Source organism: Bacillus sp. AFS040349 (assembly GCF_002577655.1).
In the GTDB taxonomy this organism is placed as follows: domain Bacteria; phylum Bacillota; class Bacilli; order Bacillales; family Bacillaceae; genus Metabacillus.
Genome location: NZ_NUMC01000074.1, coordinates 1 through 14970, shown reverse-complemented (window position 1 = coordinate 14970; position 14970 = coordinate 1). Strand labels below are relative to the sequence as shown.

Below are 14970 nucleotides of genomic sequence, written 5' to 3'. Positions count from 1 at the left end.
AATCTTTTGACACTACCTTAATTAGGAGTTCTTGTTTGTATGAGGCAGTAAGATCTGTTAAGTGGCCCAAAATCTTTTGAACCTCCACCTCTTCTTCTACTTTTAAATAGCCAAGCTCATCTTGAAGCTTATTTAAATCATGCGGCTCCATAAAAACGGTTTGCCCACTTGAAGATTGATCTACTATAGCTCCAGAAAACTTCCGCTTGTATTCATTTTTCACCGGGACAACATACCGTCCATTCCTTACACTTACAACTTGTTCCTGAAGATATGTTGAAAAAGATTTCATGATTTGCGTTAGTTTTGTTTTAATCTTTTCTTCAATTGTGATGATCTTACCTCTGATCTTTGTTAATGACCTGCTGGCATAGTCATCTACTTGATTGTTTCTTATACAACGTGAAATTTCATCAACCAAATCAGACAGTTCATACAAAGAATAGGCATAAGAGCTTATTGTGGGTGCATGGTATTCCTGCTTTATCATAAACCTTTTGATTTTCTTCACACTGTCTAAAAAAGCTCCTAAAAATTCAAATTGCTCTGGAGTTGGCATATATCCTTTATCAGCTAGTGTGATGATTTGTTCAACACCATGGAGGGAATGAACAGGAATACTCGATGATTTTTCAATAATGGTGCAAGCTTCGGTTGTTTCGTTTAACCATCTTTTTATTTTTCCTTCATCGGTAATCGGTGTTAGTTCTCTAGCTCTTATCTTGGCTTTTTCACTCATAGCAAAATCACTTAGTAGTTCTAAGACTTTGTTAAATTCTAAAACTTCAAATGTCTTGTTGTTCAATGGTTTGAACCTCCGTTATATTCATTTTTTGAATTAAAATAAAAAAAGAGGTGATGAACAATGGTTGTTCATCACCTCTTAAAACCTCTGCATGGCCTGGGAGTCTACACTTAAGAACAAATGACTTAATGCCATTTGTTTTTTTGTAAACATAAAAATCCGTACTTAAACAAGCACGGATTTATCCACGAGCACTATGCTAAGAGATCGTAAATTGTGTACATACCGTTTTTGTTCTTAACTGTCCACATGGATACACTTAAATAAACCTTTCAATTCGAAAAGTTTTTAAAAGCATTTACATGTAGATGAAGTATTTACTTCGATTAGTTAAGAACAGAAACCCTCACAAAACACATCTCCTAAAATATAATTACTTATAAAATATCAGAATCTAAAGCGAATTGTCAATATAAGGTTTTTCGATTAAAGCCCTTTTCGAACTTCTTCTACGCTTTTTCCACCTAGGAATGCATGACCAACTTTTATCTTCAAGATTGTCTCAAAACCTGATTTTTCATAAACTTTCTCTACTTGTTCGTTTATTGGAAAAACCCAAAAACGTTCAACATTTTTCTTGTTTACTTCTTCCTGGATATAATGAATAAGCTGACCAATTAGACCTTTTCCACGGTATTCTTTCAATGTAGCCACACTCTCTAGCCTAGCATTTTGTTCATGAAAAAATACACAAGCTGTTGAGCAAGGAACTCCATCATATTTTAATAAATAATGTGAATAGCTCTCTTGTGCAAACTCCTCTTTAAAGGCTTTTTCTCGAATACTGCCACCTAACTCTGGAATTTGGCACTCGATCTCTATCGCAGCTTGCATATTTTCTGTTGTTACCTTTTCAATCGTCACTTTTGGATCAACAGCAATCTCAACATTTCTCTGCCATAATTGAATGGGACTCTCAAATTCCTCAAATCTAAAACCTTTATCTTTTAATGATGTTAAAAATGCTTCCTGCTTTTCATAATGTGTTAAATAAAATCTTGGAATAATGTTCTTGCGCTGATAAAAATCAATGACTTCATTTATGATCTCTTCTGTATTACCTTCATATGAAGAAAGATTTGCATGATTCGCATCATAATAGGTTGGTTGATTTTCATTATAAAAAAGATAGCCCCAACTTTTTTCAATCTTCGTTGAAAAAGATGATAGATAAGCTATATCCAGTTGATGAATATATGTTTCAATCATAATATTTTCCCCACGTTCCATTTAAATTAAGGTGCCGCTATCCTCATCATAGTAAAGTCTATCCCTTTCAGTCTAAGAATATTTCGAACGAATTTGCTAGAACAGAAGACAAGGTCTTACATCTAGAAGCAGTAGCAGCAACACATGATTACTTATCAGAAAAGACTGACCTATATGAAAAAAGCAGCTCTATTGAAGTTGAATAAGAATTTCTTAAAGCCAAAGAAGCATTGAACAAAAAAGTGAGTAATAGTGACAGGGGACGCTATCGACAGGCCCCTTTGCTTTTTACAATTACAGTACATCATACCCCTGATCCTCAATAGCATCCTTCATCTTATCTTTCGTTACTTTTTCCGGATCAAAATCAATATTTACTGTACCTTTATCCAATTCCACTTTTACAGTAGACACACCTTCTAATTTACCTAAACTGCCTTCTACAGCATTTACACAATGTTGACAAGACATTCCTTCTACTTTAAGTGTGACAGTTTTCATCTTAAAAACACTCCTTATTTTTTCATTAACCTTCCAACTGTGACTAGCAACTCATCAATAATTTCCTCGTCACCATTTTGAATTTTTTCAACAACACATGTACGTAAGTGGCCTTCTAATAGCAATCTCCCAACACTATTTAATGCCGACTGAGTTGCAGAAATCTGAGTAATCACATCATCACAATAAGTATCTTTTTCAATTAGAGCCTTGATGCCTCTAATTTGTCCTTCAATACGGTTTAAACGAGTAACTAAATTTTTCTTTACTTTCTCTGAGTGATGACTGTTCCTTTGTTCATTAAGATGACACGAATGTTGAAAATCATTCTCTGAGCTCATCCAATCTCCTCCTTATATATCTTATTCTATTATACCCCCAGGGACTATACAAATCATTAAGTTAATCATTTAGTAAAAGTCTATATTAAAAGGCCGACACCGTTTGTGCCAGCCTTATTTTATGTACTATTTTTTTGTTTGTAACTGCTTATCTAAATAAAACGTTCCGAATGGGATAAAGGCCAACAACACAGCCCACAATGCCCATAGTATGGACCACTTTTTCCTAAACTTCACGATTGCCACCATAAGCAGGTAAGCAATAAATAGAAATCCATGGACTGCGCCTACTAACGAAACTGCAAATGGGAAGTCTAAGAAATATTTTAAAGGCATAGCAATGAGTAAAAGAACCAAATATGAAATCCCTTCCAAAATTGCTGTTAAACGTAGTAACCCTAAAGAGGTATGAAACATTCTCTCAACTCCATTTTCTAAACATAGTTCCATTATACATGTCCTTAAGAAAAATAAGGTCTTTTAAGTTTGACAATTTCTTAACATTGCTTTCTTAACATTGCTTGTTTTATGGATAAAGAAATTTTTCCTTTTCCATACTATAAAGGGAGGTGTGTTTCTATGAATTTTTTACATAAATATGGAATTGAGAAACAAAGTGACGGTGTTATCCTTACACTATATGTTTCGGACTTTGATACAGAGTTTGCAAATGAGTTGGGAACAACGGGTACATCAACATATCAAGATGAAATCGGTCAGTATGCCCAGCAAAGGTTTCCTAATTTTAAAATTAATGCAATTAAAATCGTTGCAGGCGGAATCCTTATAGGGATGTTCTCCTTTACATCTATAACACAATCTAAAACAACAGTTAAAGCTGCATCCCAAGATCAAACCTTGTTAAATACTTTAACGTACTCCGTTAAAAGTGGTGACTCATTAAGTCTTATAGCAAAAAAATACCGACTAACAACGAATGAAATAAGATTATTTAATCAATTAACAAGTGATACCATCAAAGTTGGACAAGTATTAAACATTCCGTTACTAAAATATGATGTAAAATCAGGTGATTCACTTTCGGTACTGGCCAAGCAATTTGGAACAACAAGTGATCGAATTAAACAACTTAACAGCCTAACTTCAGACGTAATCTACCTTGGACAATCTTTATATGTTCCTGTAGCAAGTACAGTATCAACTGCTCCAACGTCTACAACCACTCAGCCAGAAACGAGCACCTACACAGTTCAGTCAGGTGATTCTTTGTCAGTAATAGCTAATAGGTTTCAAACAACTGTCTCATCTTTAAAAGAAGTTAATTCTTTAACAACTAACATAATCAGAGTGGGACAAACATTGAATATACCTTGAAAAGTAACTGAGTCTCCATCAGTAACAACAACCCAACCATCGCAGGAATTAACAAAATATACTGTTATGAGTGGTGATAGCTTATCTGTTCTTGCAAAAAGATTTAATACTAGCGTGGAGGATATAAAAAAACAAAATTCTTTATCCACAGATACCATTTATCTTGGACAAATGCTAGTAATTCCGTCATCAAGTGAAGCTAAAACAGCTGTAGAAAGTAAAACAATTCCTGTTTCCTATAAGGTTGTTGCTGGTGACACTCTTTCTGGTATCGCAAAAGCATTTGGCCTATCAGTCTCATCTATTAAAGAAAACAACAACTTAACTTCTGACACGATTTACTTAGGGCAAACACTACAATTAAAAAAGCAGCCAACAAAGAAGACATATGTAGTAAAAAATGGTGATACTCTTTCTGAAATTGCCAAAGAGCATGGTACTACAACAGAAGAAATGATGAAAATAAATCAATTAACTAGTACAAATATATCTGTTGGTCAAGTTCTTACCATAAACAGCACGAACGGGGCCGCTTCTGCAACAACCGAAAACTCCCTTACTTATCGTACACATACTGTGCAGTCAGGTGATAATATTTGGGACCTTAGTGTAAAATACGGCATACCTCAAGCAGAGCTTTTAAGAGCAAATAATCTAACAACATCAAGTAGATTATCGATCGGGCAAAAACTAAAAATTCCTGTACATCAAATTGCAGTGCAAAAAACAGTTAGTGAACATCATGGAGAATTTCTAACGTGGTGGACAGAGGCACAATATGTTTTTCCTATTGGGAAGGTAGCAACGGTCATTGATTTTCAAACAGGCAAATCTTTTAAAGTGCAGCGCACAGTTGGAGCCAATCATGCTGACAGTGAAACACTAACAACAACTGATACAAATATGGCCAAAAGTATATGGGGAGGCTTTAGCTGGTCCACACGGGCTGTTATCGTTGAAATTGACGGCCGTTAAATTGCTGCAAGTATGAGCTTTTATCCCCATGATGTAGACTATGTTCGAAATAATGGCATTAATGGGCATTTTGATATTCATTTTAAAGACTCCACAAGACATAAAGATGGTAAGGTGGATCCATACCATCAAGAAAAAATACGAATAGCTGCCGGTTTAGAATAAGGTATTTTCTATAGCGTAAAGCTAAAAGGTACAGAAAAAAGGGGCCCTATTAGCCCCTTTCCATTAATTAGTACCAGCCATATCCATAACCTGGATAACCTGCACCATAACCTGCGCCGTATCCACCAGCGAAGCCACCAGCTCCAACAATAATTAAAAGAATAAATAAAACGACTAGTAAAGCAAAGCCGCCGCCATATCCTACTGTACCACTCATTCCGAGTTCACCTCCAGATGATTTACCTTAATACCTTATGTAAAACGTCTAAAAGTGATCTAGGCATTTGACTAGTATTCTTCCTTTGCTTCTCCCACTTTAAATTTATGGATCGTGTTCTCAAGCTCGTGAATCGTTTTGGATAATGAGGAAGCAAGATCGCCCAATTCTTCAGCTGCAGCTGCCTGTTCTTCTGTCGTAGCTGTTACTTCCTCCGTTGTCGCAGAAGATTCCTCAGCTACCACGACCATTTCACTGATTGCCTTTTCAACTTTTTCTTTATTATTATTAATTTTACCGATTGACTCTTCAATATAATCAATTTCATTTATGATTGAGTCAGTACCAGATAATATATTTTCAAATGCTTGTTGAGTATCATGGATGGAAGTGGATTGCTCTTTGAATAAAGCAATAGTCGTTTTGACAAGCTCAACTGATTGTTTCGTCTGACTTAAAATACTAGTAATAACGGTTTCAATTCGTAAAGAAGAACTTTTCGTTTGATCAGCAAGCTTACGGATTTCCTCAGCTACTACAGCAAAACCTCTACCTGCTGCCCCTGCTCTTGCAGCCTCAATACTTGCGTTTAGTGAGAGTAGATTGGTTTCTTCACTTACGCTCTTAATCATTTCTACAATATCCTTAATCTGAGCAATTTCAACATTTAATTTGTCCATTGTTGTGTCAACCTGACCAATGTTTGTGCCCATTTCTTCACTCTTTTTTGTTAATTCTTTAATCGTTTCGATTGACTGACTACTTAACTTTTTCGTTGTTTCAGTAATCGATGATACTTTAACCATATTTCCGGCTACCTCGTTAATTTCACTAGATAGCTCCTTCATTTCACGATTGGTTTTCTCTGAATAATCAACCTGACTAACCGCTCCTCTGGCCACTTCATCAATTGCTGTTGCAATTTGTTCTGAGGCGGATGCAGATTCTGAAGCGATACGTTTTAGATCATTCGCACGGTTAACAGCATAAGCAGAAACCTTTTTATTTTCTTCAATCATGATCGTTATATTATCAATCATATTGTTAAAGCTCGTTCCAAGCTGACCTACTTCGTTTTTATATAAATAATCCGCACGATGGGTAAGGTCTCCCTTTTCAGCTTCCTTCATAATCTCGACGATTCGATTAATTGGTTTAATCATGCTTCTAGCTAAAAAGATACTAACAAAAACAGATAATAAGACAAACGCAAAAATAATGATATATACCAAATAAAGTACGTTTTGAATTTCTTTCATTAAATAAGATTTAGAAGTGGATACTGCTACATTCCAGCCATTTTCGGTTTCTTTAATAGAAATTAAATTGTCTTGTGCATTTTTATGATCTTCAAATTTTGTTCCGATTAATTCTTCTTTATTACTTGAAATCACCATACCATCTTCGTTGAAGATCGTTATTTCTCTCGAAGAGACATCAAGGTCACTTTCAAACACCTTTTCAAAAAGTGTTCCATTAGCAACAAGGATTAGAGTTCCCGTGCGGTTATACTTACGAAATAAATATACGTTTTCGTAATTACCATCTATACCTGACTTCCAAAGTACACCTCTTGATAGATTTTGAACTTCTTCCGAAAGAGTAGAATTTATACTTTCAATATTAGTATCTTTTGCATGACCCTCGTCTCCAAAGATCGTTTTTTCCTCATTAATAAAAAACATGGCTTTTGCATTGTTATTAGTTGAAGTAATGCTTAGAAAAAAGACTACCGCATCTTTATGCAAAAGGAACTTCTCATAATCTGTTAATCCTTCTACTGATTCAAATTTTTCCATTAGCTCTAAATTTGAAAAAGGCACTAACGTTAAATTTTCAATCTCTTTTAATGAGTTATTCACATTTTTTGTTACCTGTACACTAATATCTTCATTCATAGTAGAAACTTTATCTTCAATTGTATTCTTCGATACAAAGTAAACAACGTTTCCAATGATCAAACTAGGAATAATCGTAAATAAAAGCAAAAACATGATAATTCTTGATTTAAGTGTCATCCCATTCAAAAAATGAGGCGTTTTTATTACACTCTTTCTCTTTTTCTTGGAAGCTTCTTCTCTTGATGACGTCCGCTTTATTCTACTCTTTATTCGTTCCATCATCTCTTTCTCCCCCCTTCTTAAATTTAAATTGTTAGGAAAAGACATGCAAAATTTATTACAAAGACAAAATTCCTAATCTTTTTCTAACAATTATGTATTCGCTTTCAATTATACTATATTTCGACCAAATTTTTCATAATATTTTAATATTTTCTCTCTTTTCTAGGAGAATTATCATGGTTACACTTAAACTTACGCATAACTGTCTGTAGTACTCTATTCCTATAAACAATTGTAGAATACTGTCGATAAAATCTAATATAAAACATTTTTTGGGGGGATTTCTTTGTTCAATCATCTTAGATGGAAAAACACCAAGATTGGAGGCAAGTACTTTTACATATTTTTAGTTGTCATCGTTACCTTTCTAGTTTCAATTTTTATTACGTACGGATTGCTTAATAAAACAAGTCAAACAATTGACCATTCATTAGCAAAAAATGAAATAGCTTTATATAGTTCAGACTTGGCTTCTCTTTATCATGAAAAGTACAGTCAAATTCCAGAGTATCTACTTCTTGCTGATGAAGAAAGACTAATGAATTATTTAGAAGACAGCCGAACATTTGTAGACATTGCTAAAAAGTTAAAAGCTCAATTAACAAACAAAGAACAAATTGACATTTTTAATAAAATCATCGAAAACAACCATAAATTAGATGAATATTTCTTTAGTACGATTGTACCGAATGTCCAACAAATTAATTCAGAAGAATTTAACAAGCTACAAGGAGATGCTAGCTCATTAAAAAATGAAACTAGTGAATTAAGCGAACAGTTAAAAACAATCGCAACAGAATCTAACAAAGCTTCTTTAACAGAATCACAAAATGCCATATCTACTACGATCAAATTATTAATGATCTCAGTCGCCGTAGCGATTATCGTTTCAACTATCTTACTCATTTTCATTAGCAGAAAAATTTCATCACATTTAAATCAATTGGTTTTAACAAGTGAAGAAATTGCCGGTGGTAACCTAACGTTTGAACCTCTAACGAATGATGGAAATGATGAAATTGGAAAGCTGTCTCAAGCAATTAATCACATGGGTAGTCGTTTAAGAGAAATGATCTTAGAAGTTTCTCATATCGCTTCAGATGTTGATCATCAAAGTTCCGCGTTTGCTGAATCTGCCTCAGAACTAAAACAAGGCAGCACACAGGTGGCAAATACAATTGATGAATTAGCCTCAGGTGTTAACAACCAAGCAAACGAAGTATCAGATATCTCTGAGCATATTAAGGAATTCAGTAATCGTTTAATTGAAATGAATCAGGACGGAAGCAAATTGGTGCAGTTTTCCGATGACATGTTAACAGTATCCGTTAACGGTGATCAGCAGATGAAGAGTTCTTTAGAGCAAATGAAGCTTATTCATATGATCGTTGAACGATCAGTTGAGAAAGTGAAAAATCTTGAATTAAAAACGGAATCAATCACAGAGCTTGTTACAGTCATTAAATCAATTGCAGAGCAAACAAATCTTCTCGCACTTAATGCCTCAATTGAAGCAGCAAGAGCTGGAGAAAGCGGGAAAGGCTTCGCTGTTGTAGCCTCAGAAGTTAAGAAACTAGCAAACGAAGTAACAGCTTCAATTGAAAACATTACTTCTATTGTTACTAGTATTAAAGAAGAGACAACATCAATATCAAATGAACTAAATAGTGGGTTTCAAAAGGTAAATGAAGGAACGGAACAAATTGAAGTAACAGGTAAGTACTTCTCAGATATTAAGGAAAAAGTTTACGATATGACAAATCGTGTAAAAAATATCTCATCAGCTTTTCATTATTTTGAACAAACAAGTCAAGAAATCAATCAATCCGTTGAACAAATTGCAGCCATATCTGAAGAATCAGCTGCAGGGTCAGAGGAAATCTCTGCTGCTATCTTCGAACAAACGCAATCAATTGATACTATTTCAACAAGTGCAAGCACGCTATCAAAAATGGTTATTCGAATGAATGAGATGATTGGTAAATTTAAGGTTTAAGTCAAACTAAAAGATGGAGGTCACAAGGTGCTTAGATACTACAAAAAAACAAGCTTAAGTCTACTCCTTTGTTTTGTTGTACTCATAACTACAGCCTGCTCGTCAACAGAAAAAGCAACATCAACAAAAACAGCAGGTAAACTTATTACAAATGACAATGTCCCTTACGTTGGATTTTTATTAGATACTCTTGAAGAAGAAAGATGGTACAAAGATAAGCAATTATTCGAGGAACATATTAAGTCATTAGGTGGACAAGTAAAAACTCTTGCAGCCAATGGTCATGATGCTGTTCAACTAAAACAAGCTCAATTGTTAATTGAAGAAGGCGTTGATGTTCTAGTTGTTGTCCCACATAATGCAGAAGAAGCGGCAAAGATTGTGGAACTTGCTCATGAAAATAATATAAAAGTCATTTCCTATGATCGACTTATTACTAAGAGTAACCTAGATTACTATATTTCCTTTGATAATGAAAAAGTAGGTGTTTTACAAGCAACCGAAATTGTAAAGAACACCTCAAAAGGGAAGTTTGCGTATATTGGTGGTGCAGAAACAGATAATAATGCTATTTTGTTTAGAAAAGGCGCTATGTCAGTTCTACAGCCATTAATTGATAAGGGTGACATTACCTTAATAGCAGATCAGTATACAGATGGATGGGATCCGAAAGTTGCTGAACAAAATATGAAAGAAGCATTAAATAAATCAAGTAATCAAGTAAATGCAGTGGTTGCTGCAAATGATGGAACTGCAGGTGGAGTTATTTCAGCACTAGAAGCTGTCGGGCTAGCAGGCAAAATCCCCGTTTCAGGACAGGATGCTGAATTAAACGGTATTAAACGTATTGTTGAAGGCACTCAAACGATGACTGTTTACAAACCGATTAATGTGATTGCGACCCAGGCAGCGGAAATGGCGTTTAAGGTTGCTAAAGGAGAAAATCCAAAAACGGATACTACCATTAATAATAATAAAATAGAAGTTCCTACGATTTTATTAGAGCCTACTGCCGTAACGAAGGAGACAATTGATTCAACTGTTGTGAAGGATGGCTACTTAGCTAAAGAAGATATTTATGGAAAGTAAAGTTGATTAGTAACTATTTATAAACAGAAAAACGCTGGTGACTTGAAATACAAAGCTACCAGCGTTTTTTCTAATTTTTATTAAACTGCAATTGTATCTTCTTGCTTCTTAACTTGATTTCTTTGCTTTTTTGATTTTCTAAAATAAAGAAGCTCATAAACAACTGGAATCACTACAAGAGTTAAGAGTGTAGCTACACTTAGTCCCCCAATTACTACAATGGCAAGACTTGCAGAAACTAAGTTTCCTGACTCTGCTTCTTTAAATAGTAGTGGTAGCATAGCTGAAATAGTAGCTACTGCTGTCATAATGATTGGTCTCATACGAATGGTTGCAGCTTCAACTACTGCATCACGAATAATCATCGTTTTCTCATTTTGCTTCACTCGATCAAGTAGGACGATCGCATTTGTTACAACAATTCCGATTAACATAAGTGCCCCAAGTAATGCTGTTACATCAACGGAAATACCACTAATCATAATTCCTAGAATTGCACCAATTGCAGCTAGTGGAAGTGAGAACAGAATAGCAATCGGTGCACGGATTGTTTTAAACGTAATCACCATGATTAAGAACACAATTCCAATGGAAGCGAGCATTGTCATAAATAAGTCATTAAAGTCACTTGCTTGGTCTGCACTAGCCCCGCCAACAAACACGTCAATATCATCTGGAATGTCTATTCCTTCTGTTTCTTTATCTCCAAAAATCTTACTATTTACTTCAGTAGAAATTTCTGAAAGTTTTTCAGGATTTACATTAGCTGTTACCCTCACATATTGCTCACCATCTTTATGGAATGTGCTAGTAGGCTCTTCAGTTTGTTGAAGCTGGGCAACCTTCGAAATAGTTGTCATTCCGTTTGCTGTCATAATCGGAACTTCAGATAAGTCTTTTTCCGTGTCAGGTGTGTAAACTGGCTCAAGCATTACCATTGTTTGTTGATCATTTACTTCAATTGTGCCAAGCGGTGTTTGATTGAGCATAACAGATGCTTGTTGTGCGATTTGATCGGCCTTAGCTAAGCTAGGATTAACAACAAAGGAATAAACTGTTTTTGTTTCTTCTTGGTTTGATGAAACCTTTTCAACTCCGTCAATACCGTTAATTTCTGCTGTGATTGTTTCTGAAAGATCTGTTAATTCCTTAACATCCTCACCAATTACATCTACGGTAATTGATGTAGAACCGCCACTCATCATAGATGCTTCAGTTACTTCTAATGTAGCATCTTTATATTCTTCTTTCTGTGTGTTCACCTTGTCTATGAATGCCTGCATATCTGCATCTTCTTTAAGAATTGCCATAATCTGAGTTTGAGTGGGATCTCCTACCTCACCATATTTTGCAGAATCTGCAGAGTTGCCAAGTTGCAAATAAACATTTTCAAGCTCATCTTGTTCCATCACAAATTCTTCAAGCTTTGATGACTCTTCTTTTACTTTTTCTATTGGTGTTTCATTAGGATATTTTAACGAAACATAAACATAATCTGCTTTTGTTTTATCTACAGAGCCTTTAGGAAGTAACATATATCCCCCAATTGACCCTGCGAATAAAATAAATGATGTTAAAAGAACAACCCATTTATGATTCAGTGACCAAGTTAAAAATCTAGTAAACTTTACAGAAGGTTTGTGCTCTATCATTTTTGCATTTTTTAATAATCCTGCACTCATAACCGGAACAATAGTTAAAGCAACGATTAGGGATGCTAGTAATGAATAAGTGATTGTTAAGGCGAATGGTAATAGGAAATCTTGTAAGCTGCCTCCTATTAATCCCATCGGTAAAAAGACAGCAACTGTTGTTAACGTCGATGAAGTGATTGCAGATCCTACTTCTTTCGTTGCATCTATGACCATCTTGACTGAAAACTTCTCAGTTTGAGCTCTTCTAAAGATGTTTTCTATAACAACAATACTATCATCTACTAAACGGCCTACCGCAACAGCTACTCCACCAAGTGTTAAAATATTTAATGTTACACCTGATTGTGCTAGTAGAAACAGTGTAAAACCTAATGACAATGGAATCGATACGATTGTAATTAATGTTGAGCGTAAGTTACGTAAAAAGATCATAATAACAATAGTAGCAAAAAGTGCACCTAATAAAACTTCTTTAATCATACTGTGAACAGATGATTCAACCATATCTGCTGATGCTAAAACCACGGTTGTTTCTAACTGATTGTATTTCTCGTTAATTTCTTCTGATACTTTCTCAGCCTCTTTACTGATTGTTACAGCATTCGATTGACTGTCTTTTGTAATAACAAAGGTTAAAGCATCAGAACCATTTACTTTTGTAAGATTATTATCTTGTTTTTCTATTTTAATTTCTGCTATATCTTTTAAAGCAGCGCCTGGGATAACCTCTGTATTTTCTAGTTTTTCAATTGTATTAACGTCACCAATCACTTTAATATTTGATGCTTTTCCATCAACTGTATTCTCAGCTATGGACGCTGAAACATTCTGTCCCTGAAGCAGCGTCATAATACTCTCAATAGATACCTGCTTTTCTGCCATCTTTTTCTCATCTAATTCAACGGATACAAAAGAAGGGATAATACCGTTTGTTTGAATATCTGCTACACCATCAATGTTTTTAAAATAAGGAACTATTTCATCTTGTGCATATTGAATGGTTTCTGGATTGATTCCTTTGTCAAATGTTAGAGCAATGTATGATACTGGAATCATTGATGTATTAAGCTGGACAATATTGGGTTTCATGACGTTCTGAGGTAATTGAACATTCGCCAATGCTTCCTCGATTTCACGTTTGGCTTCCTTCTTGTCAATTTTAGATTCTAGATGAATATCCACGGACGAATAGCCATCACCAGTAGTTGAAAAAACATTTCTTTTACCATTCACTCCGTCCATCGCATTTTCTATCGGGGTAGTAACTTGATCTTCCATCGTTTTTGCATCCACCCCGTTCCCCATCGTTACTACTGAGATGAACGGCTGATCTGCTGAAGGTAAAAACTCCATTGGTAATCGAAAATAACTTAAAACTCCCATCACTAAAATCAATGTAGACATTAAGAAAACAGCTGCTTTGTTTTTAAATGACCATTTTGTAAACCAAGACATAATATAAAACTCCTTTTTCTTGTTTTTTTGGCTAAGTACGGGTGAATCTCTTAACTCCTTCCTAATCATAGGTAAAATTTGTCATATCAAGTTAGTTACTACAGTCATTATTTTAATAACAAAAAGTGGAAGCGTTAAATGACCTGAGGTGTAAAATCATCTACGGCTTGAGACGTATTATGAAATTAAAAATAAAAAAGACAGACTATTGTCTGCCTTTTTCAACGTATTTCATATATTATTTTTTTCTTGGGATACTAAACCCATTATTTATTGATGTAAATCCGATTTTTGGATAATATTCCATTGCTTCAGGAGCAGAAAGCAATAAAAGTGACACCTCTTCTCCTATTTCGTCTTGTAATAGTTGTATAAGGTTCTTACCTATTCCAGCTTTTTGATGATTCTTATCGACTGCTAGATCTGATAGATAACAGCAATAACTAAAATCTGTAATCGCTCTCGCCACGCCAATAACTTTATTGTCTGCTCGTGCTGTTATGACAATATCTGCCATTTCGATCATTTTTTGTAGTCGGTCTAAATCATCAACAGGTCTTCGTATTCCGGAAGCTTTAAAAACTTGTGAAAGCTCAGTTACATCAATGTTATCGTGGACTTTGTATGTATAATTCATCTACGTTTCCCCTTTGTGTTTTTTCTAAGTATATAATGAAGAGAATCGTTATAAAAGTGGTTTTTTTGGGGAATTTTCTCTTGAATTCGGTTATGAGGTTACTTGTATGCTACTCAGTGGGTTTGTAACGTTAGACAATTTGAAAGAAAAGAGAAATCAGTTCAAATTAAGGAAGAATTTGTACAAGATCTTGCTGGTGAGGGATGTGTTTTCTGGATTTAGACACTGTTTCGAGACACAAGTTTGATCCTTCCCGCTCTGCTTTCTGTCTCGATTCACCTACTATCGGGACCCATTTTCTCTGCTTGCTCTGGTTTCTGTCTCGATTCATCTACTATCGGGACCCATTTTCTCTGCTCGCTTTGGTTTCTGTCCCGATTCCCCCACTATCTAGACACAACTTGACTGCTCTCTCTATTTTCTGTCCCGATTCCCCCACTATCGGGACCCATTTTCTCTGCTCGCTT

Annotated in this window: 11 protein-coding genes and 2 pseudogenes; 4 read left to right on the top strand and 9 right to left on the bottom strand. The window is 35.0% G+C overall.

Annotated features, from left to right (window positions below; genetic code table 11):
* The 5 genes and pseudogenes from COD11_RS16215 to COD11_RS16195 all read right to left on the bottom strand — a co-directional run.
* Positions 1-805: pseudogene (locus COD11_RS16215) on the bottom strand (endonuclease MutS2); the annotation flags it as partial.
* A 426-nt stretch (positions 806-1231) separates the two neighbouring features.
* A complete protein-coding gene (locus tag COD11_RS16210) occupies positions 1232-2014 on the bottom strand; it encodes a GNAT family N-acetyltransferase (protein ID WP_098797950.1) in 783 nt (260 codons plus the stop codon).
* Positions 2015-2308: 294 nt separating this feature from the next.
* Positions 2309-2515 carry a copper chaperone CopZ gene (gene copZ / locus COD11_RS16205; protein ID WP_098797949.1) on the bottom strand — a complete coding sequence of 69 codons (207 nt, stop codon included), beginning with the start codon at positions 2513-2515 and terminating at the stop codon, positions 2309-2311.
* A gap of 14 nt (positions 2516-2529) precedes the next feature.
* Positions 2530-2856 (bottom strand): metal-sensitive transcriptional regulator, encoded by a 327-nt coding sequence (locus tag COD11_RS16200; protein WP_098797948.1) that lies wholly within the window; start codon positions 2854-2856, stop codon positions 2530-2532.
* Positions 2857-2982: 126 nt separating this feature from the next.
* A complete protein-coding gene (locus tag COD11_RS16195; protein WP_098797947.1) occupies positions 2983-3273 on the bottom strand; it encodes a DUF3817 domain-containing protein in 291 nt (96 codons plus the stop codon).
* Positions 3274-3435: 162 nt separating this feature from the next.
* Between COD11_RS16195 and COD11_RS16190 the strand changes: the two genes are divergently transcribed.
* Both COD11_RS16190 and COD11_RS16185 read left to right on the top strand, forming a co-directional pair.
* Positions 3436-4191, top strand: coding sequence for a LysM peptidoglycan-binding domain-containing protein (locus COD11_RS16190; protein ID WP_176551117.1), 756 nt, complete (start codon positions 3436-3438; stop codon positions 4189-4191).
* Between the two features lie 66 nt (positions 4192-4257).
* Entirely contained in the window at positions 4258-5166 is a 909-nt protein-coding gene (locus tag COD11_RS16185) for a LysM peptidoglycan-binding domain-containing protein (RefSeq protein ID WP_098797945.1), read from the top strand.
* Positions 5167-5470: 304 nt separating this feature from the next.
* Here the strand turns inward: COD11_RS16185 and COD11_RS27580 are convergent.
* Positions 5471-5548 (bottom strand): annotated as a pseudogene (locus COD11_RS27580) (YjcZ family sporulation protein); the annotation flags it as partial.
* A gap of 71 nt (positions 5549-5619) precedes the next feature.
* Entirely contained in the window at positions 5620-6807 is a 1188-nt protein-coding gene (locus tag COD11_RS28215; protein ID WP_483296298.1) for a methyl-accepting chemotaxis protein, read from the bottom strand.
* Positions 6808-7957: 1150 nt separating this feature from the next.
* Between COD11_RS28215 and COD11_RS16170 the strand changes: the two genes are divergently transcribed.
* Both COD11_RS16170 and COD11_RS16165 read left to right on the top strand, forming a co-directional pair.
* Entirely contained in the window at positions 7958-9667 is a 1710-nt protein-coding gene (locus COD11_RS16170) for a methyl-accepting chemotaxis protein (protein ID WP_098797942.1), read from the top strand.
* 27 nt (positions 9668-9694) lie between these two features.
* Complete coding sequence (locus tag COD11_RS16165; RefSeq protein WP_098797941.1) at positions 9695-10756, top strand: sugar ABC transporter substrate-binding protein; 1062 nt, start codon at positions 9695-9697, stop codon at positions 10754-10756.
* 80 nt (positions 10757-10836) lie between these two features.
* Here COD11_RS16165 and COD11_RS16160 read toward each other — a convergent pair whose 3' ends face one another.
* Positions 10837-13866 (bottom strand): efflux RND transporter permease subunit, encoded by a 3030-nt coding sequence (locus COD11_RS16160; RefSeq protein WP_098797940.1) that lies wholly within the window; start codon positions 13864-13866, stop codon positions 10837-10839.
* Between the two features lie 238 nt (positions 13867-14104).
* Positions 14105-14503 (bottom strand): GNAT family N-acetyltransferase, encoded by a 399-nt coding sequence (locus COD11_RS16155; RefSeq protein ID WP_098797939.1) that lies wholly within the window; start codon positions 14501-14503, stop codon positions 14105-14107.
* Between the last annotated feature and the right edge of the window lie 467 nt (positions 14504-14970).

Bases quoted from the DNA above. Each gene is read 5' to 3' on its own strand.
- COD11_RS28215 (WP_483296298.1), bottom strand. From the start codon at position 6,807: ATGAAAGAAATTCAAAACGTACTTTATTTGGTATATATCATTATTTTT.
- COD11_RS16185 (WP_098797945.1), top strand. From the start codon at position 4,258: ATGAGTGGTGATAGCTTATCTGTTCTTGCAAAAAGATTTAATACTAGC.
- COD11_RS16195 (WP_098797947.1), bottom strand. From the start codon at position 3,273: ATGTTTCATACCTCTTTAGGGTTACTACGTTTAACAGCAATTTTGGAA.
- copZ (WP_098797949.1), bottom strand. From the start codon at position 2,515: ATGAAAACTGTCACACTTAAAGTAGAAGGAATGTCTTGTCAACATTGT.
- COD11_RS16155 (WP_098797939.1), bottom strand. From the start codon at position 14,503: ATGAATTATACATACAAAGTCCACGATAACATTGATGTAACTGAGCTT.
- COD11_RS16160 (WP_098797940.1), bottom strand. From the start codon at position 13,866: ATGTCTTGGTTTACAAAATGGTCATTTAAAAACAAAGCAGCTGTTTTC.
- COD11_RS16190 (WP_176551117.1), top strand. From the start codon at position 3,436: ATGAATTTTTTACATAAATATGGAATTGAGAAACAAAGTGACGGTGTT.
- COD11_RS16200 (WP_098797948.1), bottom strand. From the start codon at position 2,856: ATGAGCTCAGAGAATGATTTTCAACATTCGTGTCATCTTAATGAACAA.
- COD11_RS16210 (WP_098797950.1), bottom strand. From the start codon at position 2,014: ATGATTGAAACATATATTCATCAACTGGATATAGCTTATCTATCATCT.